This window comes from Blastococcus sp. OS1-29, assembly GCF_057628075.1.
Window position 1 is genome coordinate 56,964 of sequence record NZ_JBXXJK010000007.1, and the last position, 17,582, is coordinate 74,545.

At 72.8% G+C, this 17,582-nt stretch carries 22 protein-coding genes; 11 read left to right on the forward strand and 11 right to left on the reverse strand.

Going from position 1 to position 17,582, the window contains the following annotated elements:
- The first annotated feature begins 39 nt into the window (after nucleotides 1–39).
- The 7 genes from AC2H4J_RS18070 (at nucleotide 40) to AC2H4J_RS18100 (ending at nucleotide 7,491) form a co-directional block, all read left to right on the forward strand.
- The gene (locus tag AC2H4J_RS18070) at nucleotides 40–912 is read left to right on the forward strand and encodes a fumarylacetoacetate hydrolase family protein (RefSeq protein WP_487466276.1); all 873 of its coding nucleotides are present in this window, start codon (nucleotides 40–42) and stop codon (nucleotides 910–912) included.
- Nucleotides 913–919: 7 nt separating this feature from the next.
- Complete coding sequence (locus AC2H4J_RS18075; protein WP_487466277.1) at nucleotides 920–1,828, forward strand: alpha/beta hydrolase family protein; 909 nt, start codon at nucleotides 920–922, stop codon at nucleotides 1,826–1,828.
- Between the two features lie 208 nt (nucleotides 1,829–2,036).
- The gene (locus AC2H4J_RS18080; protein WP_487466278.1) at nucleotides 2,037–3,965 is read left to right on the forward strand and encodes a flavin-containing monooxygenase; all 1,929 of its coding nucleotides are present in this window, start codon (nucleotides 2,037–2,039) and stop codon (nucleotides 3,963–3,965) included.
- Nucleotides 3,962–4,792: an alpha/beta fold hydrolase gene (locus AC2H4J_RS18085; protein WP_487466279.1), complete on the forward strand. Its 831-nt coding sequence runs from the start codon at nucleotides 3,962–3,964 to the stop codon at nucleotides 4,790–4,792. Before AC2H4J_RS18080 ends, AC2H4J_RS18085 begins: the two co-directional genes overlap by 4 nt.
- A gap of 70 nt (nucleotides 4,793–4,862) precedes the next feature.
- Entirely contained in the window at nucleotides 4,863–5,972 is a 1,110-nt protein-coding gene (locus AC2H4J_RS18090; protein ID WP_487466280.1) for a cupin domain-containing protein, read from the forward strand.
- Complete coding sequence (locus tag AC2H4J_RS18095) at nucleotides 5,969–6,796, forward strand: fumarylacetoacetate hydrolase family protein (RefSeq protein WP_487466281.1); 828 nt, start codon at nucleotides 5,969–5,971, stop codon at nucleotides 6,794–6,796. The genes AC2H4J_RS18090 and AC2H4J_RS18095 overlap by 4 nt, the downstream gene beginning before the upstream one ends.
- On the forward strand, nucleotides 6,793–7,491 hold the full coding sequence (locus tag AC2H4J_RS18100; protein WP_487466282.1) for a maleylpyruvate isomerase family mycothiol-dependent enzyme: 699 nt from the start codon (nucleotides 6,793–6,795) through the stop codon (nucleotides 7,489–7,491). Before AC2H4J_RS18095 ends, AC2H4J_RS18100 begins: the two co-directional genes overlap by 4 nt.
- Nucleotides 7,492–7,534: 43 nt before the next feature.
- Here AC2H4J_RS18100 and AC2H4J_RS18105 read toward each other — a convergent pair whose 3' ends face one another.
- The 5 genes from AC2H4J_RS18105 to AC2H4J_RS18125 form a co-directional block, all read right to left on the reverse strand.
- Complete coding sequence (locus AC2H4J_RS18105; RefSeq protein WP_487466283.1) at nucleotides 7,535–7,912, reverse strand: PaaI family thioesterase; 378 nt, start codon at nucleotides 7,910–7,912, stop codon at nucleotides 7,535–7,537.
- Nucleotides 7,913–7,953: 41 nt separating this feature from the next.
- On the reverse strand, nucleotides 7,954–8,172 hold the full coding sequence (locus AC2H4J_RS18110) for a helix-turn-helix transcriptional regulator (RefSeq protein WP_487466284.1): 219 nt from the start codon (nucleotides 8,170–8,172) through the stop codon (nucleotides 7,954–7,956).
- Nucleotides 8,169–8,585, reverse strand: a complete 417-nt coding sequence (locus tag AC2H4J_RS18115; RefSeq protein ID WP_487466285.1) for a hypothetical protein — start codon at nucleotides 8,583–8,585, stop codon at nucleotides 8,169–8,171. Before AC2H4J_RS18115 ends, AC2H4J_RS18110 begins: the two co-directional genes overlap by 4 nt.
- A 64-nt stretch (nucleotides 8,586–8,649) precedes the next feature.
- Entirely contained in the window at nucleotides 8,650–9,012 is a 363-nt protein-coding gene (locus tag AC2H4J_RS18120; RefSeq protein WP_487466286.1) for a hypothetical protein, read from the reverse strand.
- A 10-nt stretch (nucleotides 9,013–9,022) separates the two neighbouring features.
- A complete protein-coding gene (locus tag AC2H4J_RS18125; RefSeq protein ID WP_487466287.1) occupies nucleotides 9,023–9,451 on the reverse strand; it encodes a MarR family winged helix-turn-helix transcriptional regulator in 429 nt (142 codons plus the stop codon).
- Between the two features lie 151 nt (nucleotides 9,452–9,602).
- On the opposite strand from AC2H4J_RS18125, the gene AC2H4J_RS18130 reads away from it, so the two are divergent.
- A complete protein-coding gene (locus AC2H4J_RS18130; RefSeq protein ID WP_487466288.1) occupies nucleotides 9,603–11,666 on the forward strand; it encodes a CARDB domain-containing protein in 2,064 nt (687 codons plus the stop codon).
- A 26-nt stretch (nucleotides 11,667–11,692) separates the two neighbouring features.
- Entirely contained in the window at nucleotides 11,693–12,184 is a 492-nt protein-coding gene (locus tag AC2H4J_RS18135; RefSeq protein ID WP_487466289.1) for a hypothetical protein, read from the forward strand.
- A gap of 75 nt (nucleotides 12,185–12,259) precedes the next feature.
- On the opposite strand, the gene AC2H4J_RS18140 is transcribed toward AC2H4J_RS18135, so the two are convergent.
- Nucleotides 12,260–12,574: a hypothetical protein gene (locus tag AC2H4J_RS18140; protein ID WP_487466290.1), complete on the reverse strand. Its 315-nt coding sequence runs from the start codon at nucleotides 12,572–12,574 to the stop codon at nucleotides 12,260–12,262.
- Nucleotides 12,575–12,651: 77 nt separating this feature from the next.
- Between AC2H4J_RS18140 and AC2H4J_RS18145 the strand changes: the two genes are divergently transcribed.
- Nucleotides 12,652–13,857 carry a YVTN family beta-propeller repeat protein gene (locus AC2H4J_RS18145; protein ID WP_487466291.1) on the forward strand — a complete coding sequence of 402 codons (1,206 nt, stop codon included), beginning with the start codon at nucleotides 12,652–12,654 and terminating at the stop codon, nucleotides 13,855–13,857.
- Here the strand turns inward: AC2H4J_RS18145 and AC2H4J_RS18150 are convergent.
- The 5 genes from AC2H4J_RS18150 to AC2H4J_RS18170 all read right to left on the reverse strand — a co-directional run bounded on the left by AC2H4J_RS18150 (nucleotide 13,847) and on the right by AC2H4J_RS18170 (nucleotide 17,051).
- Nucleotides 13,847–14,296, reverse strand: coding sequence for a GNAT family N-acetyltransferase (locus AC2H4J_RS18150; protein WP_487466292.1), 450 nt, complete (start codon nucleotides 14,294–14,296; stop codon nucleotides 13,847–13,849). The genes AC2H4J_RS18145 and AC2H4J_RS18150 overlap by 11 nt on opposite strands.
- Complete coding sequence (locus AC2H4J_RS18155) at nucleotides 14,289–14,801, reverse strand: DUF6328 family protein (protein WP_487466293.1); 513 nt, start codon at nucleotides 14,799–14,801, stop codon at nucleotides 14,289–14,291. Before AC2H4J_RS18155 ends, AC2H4J_RS18150 begins: the two co-directional genes overlap by 8 nt.
- 34 nt (nucleotides 14,802–14,835) lie before the next feature.
- The gene (locus AC2H4J_RS18160) at nucleotides 14,836–15,105 is read right to left on the reverse strand and encodes a DUF2277 domain-containing protein (RefSeq protein ID WP_487466294.1); all 270 of its coding nucleotides are present in this window, start codon (nucleotides 15,103–15,105) and stop codon (nucleotides 14,836–14,838) included.
- A 36-nt stretch (nucleotides 15,106–15,141) separates the two neighbouring features.
- Nucleotides 15,142–16,215, reverse strand: coding sequence for a sodium:calcium antiporter (locus AC2H4J_RS18165; protein ID WP_487466295.1), 1,074 nt, complete (start codon nucleotides 16,213–16,215; stop codon nucleotides 15,142–15,144).
- A 134-nt stretch (nucleotides 16,216–16,349) separates the two neighbouring features.
- The gene (locus tag AC2H4J_RS18170) at nucleotides 16,350–17,051 is read right to left on the reverse strand and encodes a hypothetical protein (RefSeq protein ID WP_487466296.1); all 702 of its coding nucleotides are present in this window, start codon (nucleotides 17,049–17,051) and stop codon (nucleotides 16,350–16,352) included.
- Nucleotides 17,052–17,177: 126 nt separating this feature from the next.
- Here AC2H4J_RS18170 and AC2H4J_RS18175 point away from each other — a divergent pair, with 126 nt between their 5' ends.
- Nucleotides 17,178–17,579, forward strand: a complete 402-nt coding sequence (locus tag AC2H4J_RS18175) for a hypothetical protein (RefSeq protein ID WP_487466297.1) — start codon at nucleotides 17,178–17,180, stop codon at nucleotides 17,577–17,579.
- Nucleotides 17,580–17,582 lie beyond the last annotated feature (3 nt).

A 17,582-nucleotide genomic window follows, 5' to 3' on the forward strand; every position in this document is an offset into this window, starting at 1 on the left:
GGCGGGGGTGGCTCCCGCAGCTGCCGCCTGGAGTTCCTCGTGAAGCTCGCACTGTTCGACGACAACCGGCTGGGCGTCGTCTCCGCCGACGACCGCACGGTCGTCGACGTCACCGCCGCCCTGCCGTGGCCGCACGACCCCGACCCGTTGACCGCGGGCTGGTGGCGGGCGCTGTGCCGGGATCTGCCGGAGCTCGGCCCGGCGCTGCACGCGGCGGCCGAGGCGGGCGCCGGGCGCCCGGTGTCGGAGGTGGCGTTGCGAGCGCCGGTCCTGTCGCCGTCGAAGGTGGTGGCGGCCGCCAGCAACTACGGCGAGCACGTGGCGGAGATGCACGGCGTGCAGGAACGCACCCTGGGCAGGGTCGAGCCCTGGATGATGGAGTTCGACGTCTTCCTCAAGGCGCCCTCCTCGATCGTCGGCCCGGGTGCCGAGGTGGTCCTGCCGCCCGAGGTGGTGCGAGCCGGACACGAGGTGCACCACGAGTCCGAGCTGGTCATCGTGATCGGCCGGGGCGGGAAGGACATCCCGCTGGAGTCGGCGATGGATGCCGTGCTGGGCTTCACCGCCGGTCTCGACATCACGGTGCGCAGCGCCGCCGACCGGTCCAAGCGGAAGAGCTACGACTCGTTCAGCCCGCTGGGCCCCTGGGTGGTCACCCGCGACGAGATCGGCGACGGCGGCGACCTCGACATCCTGCTCACCAGCGGGGGAGAGGTCCGCCAGTCCGTCAACACCCGCGACCTGCTCACCCCGGTCCCGCAGATCGTGGCCTACGCCTCGACGATCATGACCCTGAACCCGGGCGACGTGATCTTCACCGGCGCCCCGCCCGGCGTCGGCCCCATCACCGCCGGGGAGAAGCTCGAGATGACCATCGGCGGCATCGGCTCGATGACCGTCCAGGTGGTGTGAGCGGTCGATGATCAACCACGCCATCACCGGGGGGCGGTCCTCCTGGGCCACACCCGTCCGCGTCGGCGTGGAGCTGGTGGAGCTGCGCCGCGACGACGGGCTGCCGATCGACGGGCTCTGGTATCCGGCGGACGACGCGCGCATCGGGATGCTGCACGTCCACGGCAAGGGCAGCAGCGTCCTCAGCGGTCCGTCGCGATTCCTGCCGCCGCTCCTCCCGGGGATCGCCCACCTGGCGGTCAACATGCGCTGTCACGACCTCGCCTACACGGTCGGCACCGACGACTGGGCCGTCGGCGGTGGCATGTGGGAGGACCTGGCCACGGGGCATCTCGACCTGGCCGCGGGCCTGGCGTATCTGCGCGACCGGGGTGTCGAGCAGGTGGTGGTCTCCGGACACTCCTCCGGGGGCTTCTACGCCGCCGACCTGATGCCGAGGGACGCCGGGATCACCGCCTGGGTGCTGCTGTCCCCGCTGACGACCAACAAGAACCCGTTCCCGCTGTGGTGGCCCGATCCCGGCGACGCCGACCGCGCCTCGGCCCTCGCCCGCAGCATGGTCGCCGAGGGCCGCGGTCACGACCTGATCCCGGTGCCCGGCTGGTTCCACGCCATCAGTGCCGGCTCCCTCGTCCAACGGCTCGAGGAGCCCGACGGCATCTGGCTGTCCAACATCGGGCACGCCACTGCGCCGGTGCTCATGGCGTGGGGGGACGCCGAACCGCGGCACGAGCTCTGGGGCGACCTGTTCTCCGAGTTCGCCGACGGAGGGGACCGGCAGCTGGTCCTCCGCGGCGCGGGGCACTACTACCGGGGGCAGGAACGGGAACTGGCGTGCGGCATCGCGACCTTCCTGGCGGACGTCGTCGGCCCGCCAGGGCCCCGGGCCGTCCGCGCTGGGTGGGGGGCGCACTAACGCGAAGGGCCCGTTCCCGCGGGGGACGGCCGGGAGAGGCCGCCGACGGCATCGACCAGATGACCGGCCCGCTGCTTGCGGGGACCCGGGTCGTTCCGGTCAGCGCCCCCCGACACCACCCCACCCATTCCGATTTCGACAACTCATCGCGGAACGTGCCCACCGTGCAGGACGACGGCCGAGTGGGCGCCGGCCGGAGGTCTGACACATGGCGATCTGCAACCCCACCGACCCCATCACCGAGGACGACGAGACGCTGCGCCGCATGCTGCGCGACGCGGACCTGCCGCCGTTGCTCCCGGCCCTGGCGCACGTCACCGGCGACCTGAGCCTGGTCGCGCCCGACCTGCAGCCGCCACGCCGGGCCAGGGACGCGCTCATCGCGCCGCAGGGCGGCATGGACGAGCAGACCCAGGAGCGGGCGCGGGAGGCGGCGTTCCAGGCGCTGCGCCGGTTCCGTGACGGGGGCTGCCGAATGGCCGGTGACCTCGGGACCGGGGACATGCGGCGGCTCATGCGGTTCCTCACCGGCGAGGTCTCCGAGGACTACGAGCCGCTGCTGATGCAGGAGCTCGGGCTCGCCACCGAGGCCGGGCGTCCGCGCTGGAGCGAGGACGAGGTCGCCCCCGACGTGGACGTCCCGGTCGTCGTCGTCGGCGGTGGCATGTCCGGGCTGGCCGCCGCCCACCACCTGGACCAGGCCGGTCTGCCGTTCGTCGTCTTCGAGCGCAACGACGACGTGGGCGGGGTCTGGTTCGAGAACGACTATCCGGGCTGTCGCCTGGACACCAACAACTTCGCGTACAGCTACTCCTTCGCGCAGAAGGACGACTGGCTCCAGCAGTACTCGCGGCAGACCGCCATCCACGGGTACTTCCAGGACGTCGCAGGCGAGTTCGGCCTGCGGGATCGCATCCGGTTCCGCACCGAGGTCGTGGCCGCCACGTTCGACGAACAGACGTGCCGCTGGACCGTCGTCGCCCGGGACCGCGACGGGAACGAGTCATCTTTGACGGCGCGGGCGGTGATCACCGCGGTCGGGCAGCTGAACCGGCCCTCCTACCCGAACGTGCCCGGCCGGGAGCGCTTCCTCGGACCGTCCTTCCACACGGCGCGGTGGGACCACGACGTCAAGCTGGCCGGCCAGCGGGTGGCGGTCATCGGTACCGGGGCGAGCGCCTACCAGGTCATCCCGTCGATCGCCGACGAGGTCGCCGAACTGCACGTCTTCCAGCGCACACCCCCGTGGGCGCTGCCGGCGCCGGCCTACCACGAGGACATCGCCCCGGGCCTGCTGTGGCTGTTCCGGCACGTGCCGTTCTACGCCCGCTGGTTCCGCTTCTACCAGTTCTGGATCGCGGTGGACGGCATGCACGCCTTCGCCGTGGTGGATCCGGAATGGCGCGAGCCCGGCTCGGTCTCGGCCGCGAACGCCCGCCTGCGGGCCCAGTTGAAGGCACACATCGAGGCCCAGTACACCGATCGTCCCGATCTCCTGGACAAGGTCGTGCCGTCCTACCCGCCGTACGCCAAGCGGATGTTGCGCGACAACGGCGTCTGGGCCGCGACCCTGAAGAAGGACCACGTCTCGCTCGTCACCGAGGGCCTCGCCGAGATCACCGAGCGGGGCATCCGGACCGAGGACGGCGTCGAGCACGAGGTCGACGTCATCATCTACGGCACGGGCTTCACCGCGTCGGACTTCCTCCCGTCGATGAAGGTCACCGGTCGCGGCGGCGTGGACCTGCACGAGCAGTGGAACGGCGACGCACGGGCCTACCTCGGTATCACCATCCCCGGCTTCCCGAACTTCTTCTGCCTCTTCGGGCCGAACACCAATCTCGTCCTCAACGGCAGCATCATCATGTTCTCCGAGCTGGCCATGAACTACGTCCTGGAATGCCTATGGCTCCTCCGGTCCACCGGGCACCGCGCGATGGAGGTGCGCCCCACGGTCTTCCAGGCCCACAACGAGCGGATCGACGAGGCCAACCGCTCGATGGCCTGGGGTCTGCCCGGAGTGCACAACTGGTACAAGAACGCCACCGGGCGCGTCTCGCAGAACTGGCCGCTCCACACCCTGGAGTACTGGCTGCTCACCCGGCGGCCGGCCGCCGACGACTACCGGTTCCTGTGATCCACCGGGGGGTCGAGCCGCAGGCGGAGACCGTCACGGTCGACGGCGTCGTCCTGCACGTGCTGAGCGCCGGGGACGGGCCTGCGCTGGTCTATCTGCACGGAGCCGGCGATCTCGGCGACTGGCCGCCCGGGTTGGGCGCCCTCGCGGCCACGTTCCGCGTCGTGCGACCGGACCATCCCGGCTTCAACCGGAGCGACGACGACCCCGCCGTCGACTCGGTCGGGACCCTCGCGCAGCGGTACCTCCCCCTCCTCGACGCCCTGGGGGTGGCCCGCTGCCACCTCGTCGGCTCGTCCCTGGGCGGCTGGCTGGCCGCCGAGATCGCCCTGCGGGCGCCCGAGCGGGTCGATCGACTGGTGCTGGTGGACCCGGCGGGCCTACCCGCCGAGACGCCGGTGCCCGACATGTTCCGGACGCCGCCCGGGGAGCTGCTCGGGCTGCTCTGCGGGGACCGGGCCTCCCTGGCGGCGGGCCAGCTGCGCGCAGCCGCCGTCGGGGGCGACCCGGTGCTCGCCGGGCGGCGGACCCGGAACTCGGCGAGCGCGGCGCGGCTGGCCGGCGAGCCGTACATGCACGACCCCGGCCTGGGCGGGCGACTGGCCGGCCTGCGCGCGCCGACCCTCGTGGTGTGGGGTGCCCTCGACGGTCTGTTCCCGGTGGAGATGGCGCAGCAGTGGACGGCGGTGCTGCCCTCCGCCCGGCTGCACGTCGTGGAGGGCGCCGGTCACCTGCCCCTCGTGGACCGGCCCGAGGAGCTCGTCGCGGTCGTCCGCGGCTTCCTGTCCGAGGACCGGTCCCGGCCGGGGGAGGGCGGTGGCACCTGAGGACCGTCGGCATCGGGCGCACCGCGTGCGCCGGTCACACCACACCCACCGTTGCGCCTTGGAGGAGCCCATGACCGCACTCGACAACCGCCCCGAGATCGACTTCGACGGCCCGGAGCACCAGGCCCGGCTCGCCGAGCTCTACCGGGACTTCGACGCCGTCGGCATGACGCCGTTGTGGCGCACGCGCGAGGGCCTCATGCCCTTCCATCCGGAACCCCGGGCGGTGCCCCACCTGTGGCGCTGGAGCGAGCTCTACCCGCTCGCCGCGCGCAGCGCCGACCTCGTCCCCGTGGGCCGGGGTGGTGAGCGCCGGGCCATCGGGCTGGGCAACCCCGGCCTCCCCGGTGACCCCTACGCCACGCCCACGCTCTGGGCGGCGATCCAGTACCTGGCGCCCCGCGAGAACGCACCCGAGCACCGCCACTCGCAGTCGGCGTTCCGGTTCGTCCTGGAGGGAGACGGCGTCTGGACCGTGGTCGACGGCGACCCCGTCGCGATGCGCCGCGGGGATCTGCTCCTGACCCCGGGCTGGCACTTCCACGGTCACCAGAACGTCTCCGACACCCCGATGGCGTGGCTCGACGGCCTGGACATCCCGCTGGTGGCCGACACCGACCAGGGCTTCTTCGAGTTCGGTCCCGACCAGGTGCGCGACGCCTCCACCCCCGACCGCAGCCGCTCCGAGCGCCTCTGGGGCGGGCCCGGACTGACGCCGGTCTCCGCCGTCGGCCCGCGGCCGCAGTCGCCGCTGATGGCCTACCGCTGGGCCCACACCGACGCCGCGCTGGCCGCCCAGCTCGAGCTGGAGGACGAGGGGCAGCCGGGCGTCGTCGAGCCAGGGCATGCGGCGATCCGCTTCACCAACCCCACCACCGGCGGCGACGCGCTCACCACCATGCGCACCGAGATGCACCGGCTCCGCGCCGGCGCGCGCACCCGGCCTGGGCGCACCTCCGCCTCCTCGGTCTGGCAGGTCTTCTCGGGCGGCGGGACGGTCACGATGGACGGCGTCGAGCGCGCGCTCGAGCACGGTGACGTCCTCGCCGTCCCGTCCTGGACGGAGTTCAGCCTCCAGGCGGCCGACGAGCTGGACCTCTTCGCCTTCTCCGATGCCCCCGTGCTGGAGAAGCTGTTCCTGCTCCGCACCTCCGCCGACACGGGAACCGCCGTCCGATGAGGCTCGCGACCATCCGGGTGCCGGACGGCACCCGCGCCGTCCGCGTGGACGATGACCGCGCGGTCGAGATCGGCCCTGCCGACCTCGGCGCGCTGCTGACGGACCCGGAGTGGCGGCAGGCGGCCGAGGCGGCGCGCGGCCCCGACCACGAGCTCGCCTCGCTCGACCATGCCCCCGTCGTCCCACGCCCGGGCAAGATCGTCTGCGTCGGCCTCAACTACGCCCACCACATCCGGGAGATGGGTCGCGAGCTGCCGGAGCACCCGACGCTGTTCGCCAAGTTCCCCGAGGCCCTCGTCGGGGCGCGCGACGACATCGTCCTGCCGACCGCCTCGGGGGCGATGGACTGGGAGGCCGAGCTGGCCGTCGTGGTGGGGACGCGAGTGCGCCATGCGGACGAGGCGGCGGCGCAGGCAGCGATCGCCGGCTACGCGGTCCTCAACGACGTCACCGCCCGCGACTGGCAGTACCGGACGCTGCAGTGGCTCCAGGGCAAGACGTTCGAGGCGACCAGCCCGTTCGGTCCCGAGCTCGTCACTCCGGACGAGGCCGGCGAGGGCCTGGAACTGACCTGCGACGTGGACGGGGAACAGGTCCAGCGAGCCGACACCGGCGACCTGGTGTTCGCCCCCGCCGCGTTGGTCTCCTACGTCTCGACGATCGTGCGGCTCGACCCCGGCGACGTCATCGCCACCGGCACGCCCGGCGGGGTCGGCCACGCGCGCACGCCGCCGCGCTACCTCGCGCCCGGATCGGTGATGACCACCGCCATCGCCGGACTGGGGGAGTGCCGCAACACGTGCGTCGAGGAGAAGCTGCCGTGACCGGGTCCGGCCGGCCGCCGACGCTGGCCTGGTGGGCCGACGGCGAGCGGCACCTGGGCACAGCCCTCGGGCGGCTGACCGACGAGGAGTTCGCCGCGCCCTCCCTGTTGCCCGGCTGGTCCCGGGCCACCCTGCTGGCGCACGTCGCCCGCAACGCCGACGCGCTGGTCAACCTGCTGACGTGGGCCCGCACGGGCGTCGAGACCCCGATGTACGCCTCACCGGAGGCCCGCGACGCCGGCATCGCGGAGGCTGCGGCACTGCCGGCGGCGGAGTTGCGCGCGGACGTGCTGGAGGCCACCGTGCGGCTCGCCACGGCGGTTCGGCAGCTGCCGGAGTCCGCGTGGTCCGCCCGGGTGCGCACCGCCCAGGGCCGGGAGGTGGCGGCCACCGAGGTGCCGTGGATGCGGTGCCGGGAGGTCTGGGTGCATGCCGTCGATCTCGACAGCGGGGTCGGATTCGCCGACTGTCCCGACGACCTGCTCGTCGCGCTCGTCGACGACGTCTTCTCCGCGTGGCAACGGCGGGACGAGGTTCCCGGGATCACCGTGTCCGCGGGGGAGCGCACCTGGGGGAGCGGGGCGGTGGCGGTCTCGGGTTCCCCCGCCGCGGTGGCGGGCTGGCTGACCGGGCGCTCGGACGGTGCCGGCCTGCGCAGTGACGCACCTCTGCCGGGCCTTCCTCGCTGGTTGTGAGCCTCCGTGCCCGTCGCGCCGGTGGCCCACGCCGGCGAGCCGCTCAGTTCCGCAGCAGGGCGAACGTCGCGACGGCGTGCACCAGGGTGCGGCCGTCCTGATCGACGTCGGCCTCGCACACCGTCAGGTGCTCGCCGCGGGTGCGCATCCGGGCGGCCACGGTGAGCCGTCCCGGCTTTCCCGGCCGCAGGTAGGTGACCGTGAGCTGGCTGGTCGCGGGGACGTCGCCGTCGTCGGTGGCGCTGCGGGCCGCCGTCCCCATGGCCGTGTCCACCAGGGTCGCGAGGACGCCGCCGTGCACGGTCCCGGCGGGGTTCAGGTGCTCGTCGGTCGCCTCGAACTCCAGCTGCGCCGTCCCGTCGCCGACGTCCGTCACGACCGCACCCAGCCGGCCGGCGAACCCACCCGTGTCCTCGCTCATGGACGACCCGTACCCGTCGGTTCCGGCGCCCACGCGGTCCGTCACTGAGTGGGTGCGTCCATCAGCGTCTCGTCGGGCTCGAAGATCGCCTCGATCGGCTCGCCGAACAGCCGGGCGATGCGGAAGGCCAGGGGCAGGCTCGGGTCGTAGCGGCCGGTCTCCAGGGCGTTGACCGTCTGCCGTGAGACGTCGAGCCGGTCGGCCAGCGCGCCCTGCGTCCAGCCGCGCGCGTCCCGCAGCGCGCGGAGTCGATTTCTCAACGCCGGCCGACGCAGCTGCCCGTGACGGCCCAGCCGAGCATGCCGGCTCCGTAGACGATCCACGGGGCTTCGCGCAGCTCCAGGCCGGCGATGGCCAGGAACCCGAGCGAGATGGAGGTCAGCATCGCCACGGCGAACCCGACCGCGATGGACTGGATCAGCAGCAGCTTCTGGTACTCGTCGATCCGGAGCACGTGCCGGTACACCGCCCGCACCGTCCAGGCCGCGGGAACGACGGGCGCCAGGGCCCAGACGAACCGCCAGGGGCTGTGCCCGTCCAGCCCGCCCCAGGTCAGGACGGCACAGAGCACCAGGGCGTAGCCGGCCATGCCGGGCCAGAACTCGCGGTTGTAGGCGCGGGCCTTCGTCCGGTCGCCCGTGCTGCGTCGGCTGCTGTCAAGCTCGCTTGTCATGGGTCCACTGTGCAGCGCCACCCAGCCCTCTGTCAAGCACGCTTGTCACCGCATGTTCGGCGGATCAGCTGCGGATCAGCCGCCGAGCGTGGTCCTCCTCCTCGGGGAGGACCTCCGCCGGAGCGGCCCACACCAGGTTCCACGCGGTGCGCGCTCCGTCGGGTCCGTCCCCCCATCCGCGCGCGAGGGCCTCGTCGACGAGCGCGCGCACCCTCGCTTCCTCCTGGGGTTCGGCGGCGAAGAGCACTCGCAGGCTCAGTTCGCTGCCCGTCCGGTGGGCGCGGGTGTGGTGCGGCGCGAGCGGGCACGGCGGCTCGTGCGACCAGCTGCCGCACAGGGCCACGGTGATCGCCGCTCCGGGGGCGCCGTCGTCCCCACCCGGCTCCAGGTCGAGGACTGCGTCGTGGGCGTATGCGGCGCGCGCCATGGGGGAGGTTCTAGTCCGGCGGCGCGTTCTCCGCGAGCTGGGTGAGCAGTCGGCGCAGGTCGGCGATCTCGGCGTCGTCCAGGCCGGCCAGCAGTCGGCCCTCGAACGCTGCTGCGGCCCGCCGCAGCCGGAGGAAGAGTGCCTCACCGGCTTCCGTCACAGTGACGAGTTGGACCCGCCGGTTGTCCGCCGTCCGTTCGCGCCGGATCAGTCCCTGGCGCTCGAGTCCGTCGAGGTGGTGGCTCAGCGTGGGCTGGCGGACGCCGATCGCGTCGGCGAGCTCGCCCTGTGTCCGGTGGCCCGTCGACTTGAGCGAGGACAGGACGAGCCAGGTGGAGCGGGAGCCGCCGACGGCGGCCAGCGCGGTGTCGAACTCCCTGCTCAGCAGCTTGGCGGTGGCGCCCACCAGGAGTCCGATCGGCAGCTCGGGGGCGTCCACGGGCCCACCATAGGAATCGAAACGTTAGATGTCTATCGGTCGGCGACCGGTGATTGGCGTGACGTCGCGTCACCTTTGCCGACCCGCGTCGTTGAGTGCGGCAACCGGGCGTGTGGACAACGGGAGGGGGAGCCCTGCGATGAGGAGCTCCATGCAGCGGCGTCGGCGGTTCGCTCTCACGGCGGGCCTCGGTGCGGCCGTCCTGCTGGCGCCGGCGGCATTGCCGGCCGATGCGGCCGACCCGTCGTCGGGGACCGTGACGGATTCGTCGACCGGTGTCACCTGGTCCTCCGGCCCGTTCGCCACCGCCAACCCGACCAACGCCGCGGGCGATCCGATCTGCAACGCCGTGACCGAGTGCGACGACTTCGCCCTGCACGTCAGCACGCCGCCGGGCTACGGCGGTGACCACCAGCTGGCGATCAGCGTGCAGTGGGCCAACAGTGCCGCCGATTTCGACCTCTACGTGCTCGACGCCGCCGGGAAGGTCGTCGGCACCTCGGCGTCGAGCGCCGATCCCGAGCTCGTGCTCCTGCCGCCGGACAGCGGCGACTACACCGTCCGCGTCGTCCCCTACCTGCCGCTCGGCGAGTCGTTCACGGGCAAGGCCGAGCTGACGACGAAGCCGACCAACCCCGCACCGGCCGCCTTCCCGGCGCCCGGATACCAGAACTACGCGGCACCCGAGTCGCTGGCCGCCGCGCACGACGCCGGTGAGCCGTCGATCGGCGTCAACCCGACGACCGGCGCGGTGATGTACCAGTCGTACATGTCGACCTTCACGGTCGGCTTCGACTCCGCGAACGCCGCCAGCTGGGCCGACCGCAGCGCGAACGCCACCAACGGCTGTCCCCTCAACGGCATCAAGAGCCTCGACCCGATCCTGTTCACCGACCAGCAGACCGGCCGGACGTTCGAGTCGCAGCTGGCCGGCAAGGCCGCGCTCACCTGCTACACCGACGACGACGGCAAGACCTGGAACACCACGCAGGGCTCGGGCATCAACTCGGGCGTCGACCACCAGACCATCGGGGGCGGCCGGTTCAGCGACAAGGCGTTCGCCAAGCCGATCGGCAGCTACCCCAACGCCGTTTACTACTGCTCGCAGGACATCGCCGACGCCCTGTGCGCGACGAGCCTCGACGGCGGCCGCACCTACGGGCCCGCCGTCCCGGTGTACGACCTCACCCAGTGCGGCGGCCTGCACGGTCACGTGAAGGTCGACCCGTCCAGCGGCATCGCCTACCTGCCCAACAAGGGCTGCGGCGCCGGCCAGGCGGTCGCGGTGTCCGAGGACAGCGGCCTGACCTGGGACGTCCGGCCGGTCACCGGCTCTACCCCCGGCGACTCCGACCCGTCGGTGGGCATCGGCAGCAACGGCACCGTGTACTTCGGCTATCAGGCCGCCGACGGCCACGCCCGGGTCGCGACCAGCCACGACCACGGCAGGACGTGGGTCGACGGGCAGGACGTCGGCGCGCAGCTCGGCGTCCAGAACGTCGTGTTCCCGGCCATGACCGCCGGGGACGACGACCGCGCCGCCTTCGCCTTCCTCGGCAGCACGACCGGCGGCAACTACCAGGACGCCGCCAACTTCTCCGGCGACTGGCACCTCTACATCGCGACCACCCTGGACGGCGGCGCGACCTGGAAGACCGCCGACGCCACCCCGACCGACCCGGTGCAGCGCGGCTCGATCTGCACCGGCGGCACCACCTGCGGCAACGACCGCAACCTGCTCGACTTCATGGACGTCACCGTCGACGGGCAGGGGCGGACGCTGGTCGGGTACGCCGACGGCTGCACGGGTGCCTGCGCCGCTCCCGGTGGGGCGCAGAACTTCGACTCGCTGGCCACGATCGTCCGGCAGACCACCGGCTCCCGGCTGTTCGCCGCCTTCGACCCGCAGCCGGACCTCACCGTGGCCGCGCCCACGGCCACCCGGAGCGGAAAGACCACCACGTTCAGCGCGGTGGTCACCAACCGGGGCGGCGCGGCCGCGACCGGCGTGACGGTCAGCTTCGGGAGCGGGTCGAAGACCTACGCCACCTCGCAGCCGATCACCCTGGCACCCGGCGCGAGCGCCAGGGTGACGGCGACCAGCGCGAACGTCCCGGCCGGCAAGAAGCAGCTCACCGCGGTGGTCGACCCGGCGAACACGGTGGCCGAGTCCGACGAGGGCAACAACCGGGCCACCCGCTCGGTCAGCAACTGAGCGCCGCAGGCACGACGATGTCGATCATGCGACTGATCCCTGCCTGCGCCACCACTCTGCTGCTCCTGTCGCTCGCGCCGCTCGCCGGCTGCGGGAGCGACACGTCGGACGGCGAGTCGACGGCGTCCGCGGCCGAGCAGGAGTCCGGCGACGGCGAGGGCGCCGAGCAGTCCGGGACGCCGCAGACGGTGGCCTGCCCCGGTGACGCGAAGGCGGTCGACCTCCCGGCGGGCTTCCCGGCCCCGCTGCCGAAGGGTGCGGTCGTGGTCGCCGTGCAGGAGCGCGACGGCGGGCGGACCGTCGTCACGGCCGTGGTGCCCGCCGCGGAGCCCGACGTCCTGGCCGACCTGCAGGCGGCCTATCCCGCGGCCGGGCTGACCCTCACCGAGGGGGAGACCGAGGCGCACGACGCGGAATCGAACTTCACCGGCGACGTGACCGGCCGGTGGGGCATCCGCGAGCTCTCCGACTGTGCTGGACCCGCCACCCGCATCGACCTGGTCGTCCGCGCGTCCTGAGCCGCTGACGTCCGCCTTTGTGCGCTCGGCGGGGTGATGGTCGCGCGATCACCCCGCTGAGCGCACAACCACGCGTCACGACGCCGGTGAGGGCAGCCGTTCCAGCAGGGCGCGGGCGACCGCCACTGCGGCCGGATCGATGTCAGAGGCCGCGGCGGTGGCGCGCAGCCACGCCGCGAGCGGCGGGGCGACGGCGGGGGAGAGGGCGGTGATCCAGGCCGCGGTGCCGGCCCGGGCCTCCGCGACGTGCTCCGTGCCGCCCTCCCGGTGCGCGATGACCTCCGGCCGGGTCGCCAGCAGTCCGCCGGTCCGCCAGTCGCCGGCCGTGGTGCGCGTGGCCAGCGCCTCGAGCCGGTCGGCCGCCGTCCGCAGCAGTGCGTCGTCCTCCATGACGGCATCCTGCCGTGGCAGGCTGGCGGCCAACGGGGCCGGGTTCTGGTCGGCCGACGACGAGGAGGACACGGCGCATGGCAGGCAGGCTTTCCCGACTGGCGGTCGTTCCGCTGGCCCTGAGCGTGCTCGCCGGGTGCACCTCGGCAGCCGGTCACGATGCCGAGCAGACGCACGCCCATCACTCGGCCGCCGCCTCGACGTCCCTGCCGCCGCCGAGCGCCGCCCCGACCACCCCGGCCGTGAACGTGCTTCCGGGCATGCCACCGGTCACCGACCCGAAGAACGTCTACTCCGAGGCCGGCGCCGGCATGCTCAGCCCCGCCGCGGCCGCCGCGAAGCCGCTGGTCTACGTGCCGCACAGCGGGTCGGGTGAGGTCCGCGTCATCGACCCGGCCACGTTCAAGCAGGTCGACCAGTTCCCGGCCGGCCGGGAGGTGCAGCACGTCGTCCCGAACTACGACATGACGACGCTGTACGCGACCGACGACATCGGCAACACGATCACGCCGATCGACCCCAAGACCGGCGCGCACGGTGACCGCATCCCGGTCGTCGACCCGTACAACATGTACTTCCTGCCCGACGGCAGCGCCGCGGTCTCGGTGGCCGAGGCCCAGAAGACCCTGGTCTTCTACGACTGGCACACCTGGCAGGAGCAGGGCCGGCTGCCCATCCCGGACTGCGGGGGCATCGACCATGCCGACTTCACCGCCGATGGCCGCACCGCCGTCTTCACCTGCGAGTTCGCCGGCCGGGTGGCCGTCGTCGACGTGGCCACCCGGACGCTGCTGCGCACCATCGACATGCCGGTGCGGCACACCCACATGGGGCCTCAGGACATCAAGCTCTCCCCGGACGGGCAGCGGTTCTACATCGCCGACTCCGACCAGGGCAGCCTGTGGGTGCTCGACGGCGCGGCGACGCAGGTGATCGGCGAGATCCCGATCGGCGCGGGCACGCACGGCATCTACCCCAGCCGCGATGCCAGCGTCCTGTACGTGACCGCCCGCATCGCCGGCACCGTCACCGTGCTGGATCCGGTCACCGGCGCGGTGAAGGCGACCTGGCCGATCCCGGGCGGCAGCCCCGACATGGGCGGCGTCACCTCCGACGGCAGTCAGCTGTGGCTGTCCGGGCGGTACAACAAGGAGGTCTACGTGCTCTCCACGACCGACGGCCACCTGCTGGCACGCATCCCGGTCGGCAACGGCCCGCACGGTCTCTGCGTCTGGCCGCAGCCGGGGCGCTACTCCCTGGGCCACACCGGCGTCACGCGCTGACGGGCGGCTCCCGGCGCATCGGCACGTGCGGGATGCCGTCCTCGACGTAGCCGGGGCCGCTGCGGCGGAAGCCGAAGCGCTCGTACCAGCCCTCCAGGTGGGCCTGCGCGCCGAGCGTGATCGGGACGTCGCCGCAGAGCGAGATGCCTTCCTCGATCAGCTCGGCCGCGAGCCCCCGACCGCGGAACGCCGTCGCGGTGGCGACCCGGCCGATCGCGCGGCTCGCGCCGTCGTCCAGGACTCGGATCGTGGCGGCGATCGCGTCGTCGGACTCCAGCCACACGTGCACCGTCGCCGGTTCGACGTCCCGCCCGTCCAGCTCGGGGTAGGGGCACTCCTGCTCGACGACGAAGACGTCCACCCGTAGGCGCAACAACCCGTACACCTCGAACGGCGTGAGCTCCGCGAAGCGGGCCTGCCGCAGCCGGAGATCACTCATGGGTCACCTCCTCCTGCGCGTGGTGGGCGCGCATCCAGAGCGGTACCGCCAGCCACCACCAGGCGAGGAGGACGGCCAGGGCGCCCGCCGTCACCCACGCGAGGGTCGTGGTGAACACGGCGTCGACGACGAGCAGGAGCACCGAGCAGATCGCCACCCCGAGCGCGAGCAGCCCGGCGCGGGCGGACCGGTTGCTGCGCCGCAGCAGGTTCTCCTTGTCGTGCTGGCGGAACAGGATGCGGTGCTGGGCGGCCGGGGCGATCAGCAGTGCGGTGGCGAGCGCGGCCGCCGCGAGCGCCACGAAGTAGGCCCCGCGCTGGAACTCGGTGATCTGACTTCCCCGCTGCTGGAACGGCACGACGAGCAGGAAGGCGAAGAGGAACTGCACGCCCGGCAGCGCCACCCGCAGCTCGTTGAGCAGCTCCATCAGCTCCCGGTTGATCCGCTCCTTCCGGGTCTCACCGTCGGAGCCGGCCTCCGGACACTCGCTGGCGGATGTCGACATGTCTCCTTGTTCCCTTGTCGCCGTGTCGGCCGGCTCAGGTGCCGTAGCGCAGCGCGGCGCGCTCACGGGCCTTGAGCGCCTCGACCTCGCGGTCCTTCGGCGGGGCGGTGGTCACCAGCGCGTCCAGCAGCCGGGTGGACGCGGCTGCCACCTCGTCGACGGCGCGGTCGAAGGCCTCGGTGTTGACCCGTGACGGCTTCGTCGTGCCGCTGATCTTGCGGACGTACTGGAGGGCGGCGGCCGCGATCTCGTCGTGGGTCGCCGGCGGCTCGAAGTTGGAGAGCGGGCGGATGTTCCGACACATGCCGTGCAGGTTAGTGCCGGTTCCGTCGATGCCGGCCTATCCCGGGAGGGCGACCAGGCCGACCACCCCGATGACGTAGACGACCAGTACGGCGATGCTGTCGATGCCCATGCGCGCGTGGTTCTTCGACGGCCGGAACAGCAGGCCGGCCATGTAGATGACGGTGAGGAGGGCCCCGAGTCCGGTCAGGTAGATGTCGGAGGCGTGGGCGTTGGGCAGCACGGGCTTCCCGGACACGAGGACGGCCAGGAGGAAGAGCACCGGCAGGAACGCGTTGCCACCGAAGATGTCACCGAACGCCAGCTTGAAGTCGCCCTCGCGGACCGACGTGAGCCCGGTGCTCAGTTCGGGGAGCGACGTCGCGGCGGCCAGGACGGTTGCGCCGAACAGCGCCCCGGAGAGGCCGACGTGGTCCGCTGCCGCGGTGCCGCTCTCCTCCGCCAGGGCGCCTGCGACGAGGGTGGCCAGCGCGGCGACGCCGAACATCAGCCCGGCCCGTGCGGTGCTCATCCCCTTGTGGGTCGCGGTCGTGGCGTGTGTGGTCCGGGAGTGGCCCCGGGGCTCGGGCTGGCTGTCGGGAGCTTCTCCGCTGTCCTCCCACGGCAGTGACTTCCCGGCCCGCTGGGTGAGCAGCAGCCCCACGACCCAGATGATCGCGATCAGGACGACGTCCGGGGTGAGCCGGAACAGAACCAGGGTCTTCGGCAACTGGGTGCCCATGACGACCGCGACCAGGACGGCGAGGACGACCGCGCCCTCGATGACCAGGGTGAGGCTGGCCGCCTGGTAGGTGAGCGGGCGCTTCGCCCGGACGCCGAAGGCGTCCAGGGCCACGAGCACCACGGTTTGGATCGCGATGCCACCGAGGATGTTGCTGACAGCCACGTCGAGTTGGCCGCTGGCCGCCGCGCTGTAGGTGATCGCGATCTCGGGCAGGTTCGTGGCCACCGCGAGCAGGATCAGCCCGCCGAGGGCCTGGCCGAGGTGCAGGCGGTCGGCCAGGACGTCGGTGTTGTCCGACAGGGAGATCCCGGCCACCCAGATGACGACGGCGCTGGCGACGAAGACGAGGAGGTCGGCCCAGAACGGGATGTCGGGGAGCAGGTTCATCGCGGGTCCCCTCGTCGAGCCAGACACTTGCTGTATAGCAACGATAGGACCCCGGGCGGAGCGCTGCAGGCCGGCAGGGAATGGCACGGCCCCGCGCAGCGCAGGGCGCCGGCGGGGCCGTGTGGAGCGAGTGGTTACAGGGCGTCGAAGCCCGCGCGGTCGACCCGGCGGTGGTAGCGGTCGCCGAGCTTGCCGCCGAGCACGGCGCCCAGCAGCGTCACCAGCAGGATCGCGACCAGGGTGATGATCCCGGCGGTCGTCGCGGTGCCCTCGTCGACCGGGATGCGCGGCAGGTTCAGCTGCTCCAGGACGTTGTACTTCGCGCCGAGGATCGCGCCCGCCGCGGCCAGCACGACCACGACGATCAGTCCGACCAGCCACACGGCCAGGCCCTGGCGGACGCCGTCGAAGCGGGCCATCCGCCCCGCGACGTAACCACCGGCCAGGTAGGCGAGGAACAGGACGACGAGGACGGCGATGCCGCCCCCGATGCCGATCTCCGACGCCTGGTTGGCCGCCTCGTCGGCGGTGTCGACGTGGTTCGCCAGTCCCAGGGCCACGCCTGCGGCCGACAGCATCGCGATCAGGATGACGGCGAGACCGTTGGCGGACAGCCAGCCGAAGAACGCCGATCCCCACTTGATGCCGCCGAAGCGGGCGTGCTGGGCCGCGACGGCGTCCCGTCCCGCCCCGCGGGTGACGGTCGCGCCGTCGGTGCGCACCGTGTCCGTGCGTGCGGTGCCGGTGCGTGCGGTGTCGGTGCGTGCGGTGTCGGTGCTCCCGACAGCGGGGGCGACGCGGGTCTCGTCGCGGTCGGTGTGGTCCGTGCCGGCCATGGTGGGCCTCCTCCGAACAGGGTGGGCTGCGGTGATCCCCCAGCAGTCGGCGTGCTGCATGCCCTGCCTCCCCGGCGGCAAACGGGGATGATCACGGTTCGCCCGGACGGGCGACAGGGACCGGGGGTGGCGGTGACGGTGCTGGTCGTGGACGTGGCGAACGTCGTCGGCTCGCGACCGGACGGCTGGTGGCGCGACCGCGCGGGGGCGACCGGACGCCTGCTGGGCCGGCTGGCCGCGCTGCCCGGCGCCACCCTGGCCGGGCCGGTCGACTGCACCGGCGTGGTCGCCGTGGTCGAGGGAGTGGCGCGCGACGTGCCGGCGCCGGACGGCGTCCGCCTGGTCCGCGCCGCCGGCAGTGGGGACGACGCCCTGGTGGACTTCGCGGCCGCGCACGCCGGGGACGGCCTGCTCGTGGTGACCGCCGATCGTGGGCTGCGCGACCGCCTGCCCACCGGCGTGGGCGTGGCCGGGCCCGGCTGGTTGCTCGGAGAGCTCGACCGGATCGATTGCGCACCACCGGTATGAGCC

Bases quoted from the DNA above. Each gene is read 5' to 3' on its own strand.
- AC2H4J_RS18075 (WP_487466277.1), top strand. From the start codon at position 920: ATGATCAACCACGCCATCACCGGGGGGCGGTCCTCCTGGGCCACACCC.
- AC2H4J_RS18080 (WP_487466278.1), top strand. From the start codon at position 2,037: ATGGCGATCTGCAACCCCACCGACCCCATCACCGAGGACGACGAGACG.
- AC2H4J_RS18090 (WP_487466280.1), top strand. From the start codon at position 4,863: ATGACCGCACTCGACAACCGCCCCGAGATCGACTTCGACGGCCCGGAG.
- AC2H4J_RS18095 (WP_487466281.1), top strand. From the start codon at position 5,969: ATGAGGCTCGCGACCATCCGGGTGCCGGACGGCACCCGCGCCGTCCGC.
- AC2H4J_RS18105 (WP_487466283.1), bottom strand. From the start codon at position 7,912: ATGAGCGAGGACACGGGTGGGTTCGCCGGCCGGCTGGGTGCGGTCGTG.
- AC2H4J_RS18115 (WP_487466285.1), bottom strand. From the start codon at position 8,585: ATGACAAGCGAGCTTGACAGCAGCCGACGCAGCACGGGCGACCGGACG.
- AC2H4J_RS18120 (WP_487466286.1), bottom strand. From the start codon at position 9,012: ATGGCGCGCGCCGCATACGCCCACGACGCAGTCCTCGACCTGGAGCCG.
- AC2H4J_RS18130 (WP_487466288.1), top strand. From the start codon at position 9,603: ATGCAGCGGCGTCGGCGGTTCGCTCTCACGGCGGGCCTCGGTGCGGCC.
- AC2H4J_RS18135 (WP_487466289.1), top strand. From the start codon at position 11,693: ATGCGACTGATCCCTGCCTGCGCCACCACTCTGCTGCTCCTGTCGCTC.
- AC2H4J_RS18140 (WP_487466290.1), bottom strand. From the start codon at position 12,574: ATGGAGGACGACGCACTGCTGCGGACGGCGGCCGACCGGCTCGAGGCG.
- AC2H4J_RS18145 (WP_487466291.1), top strand. From the start codon at position 12,652: ATGGCAGGCAGGCTTTCCCGACTGGCGGTCGTTCCGCTGGCCCTGAGC.
- AC2H4J_RS18150 (WP_487466292.1), bottom strand. From the start codon at position 14,296: ATGAGTGATCTCCGGCTGCGGCAGGCCCGCTTCGCGGAGCTCACGCCG.
- AC2H4J_RS18155 (WP_487466293.1), bottom strand. From the start codon at position 14,801: ATGTCGACATCCGCCAGCGAGTGTCCGGAGGCCGGCTCCGACGGTGAG.
- AC2H4J_RS18160 (WP_487466294.1), bottom strand. From the start codon at position 15,105: ATGTGTCGGAACATCCGCCCGCTCTCCAACTTCGAGCCGCCGGCGACC.
- AC2H4J_RS18165 (WP_487466295.1), bottom strand. From the start codon at position 16,215: ATGAACCTGCTCCCCGACATCCCGTTCTGGGCCGACCTCCTCGTCTTC.
- AC2H4J_RS18170 (WP_487466296.1), bottom strand. From the start codon at position 17,051: ATGGCCGGCACGGACCACACCGACCGCGACGAGACCCGCGTCGCCCCC.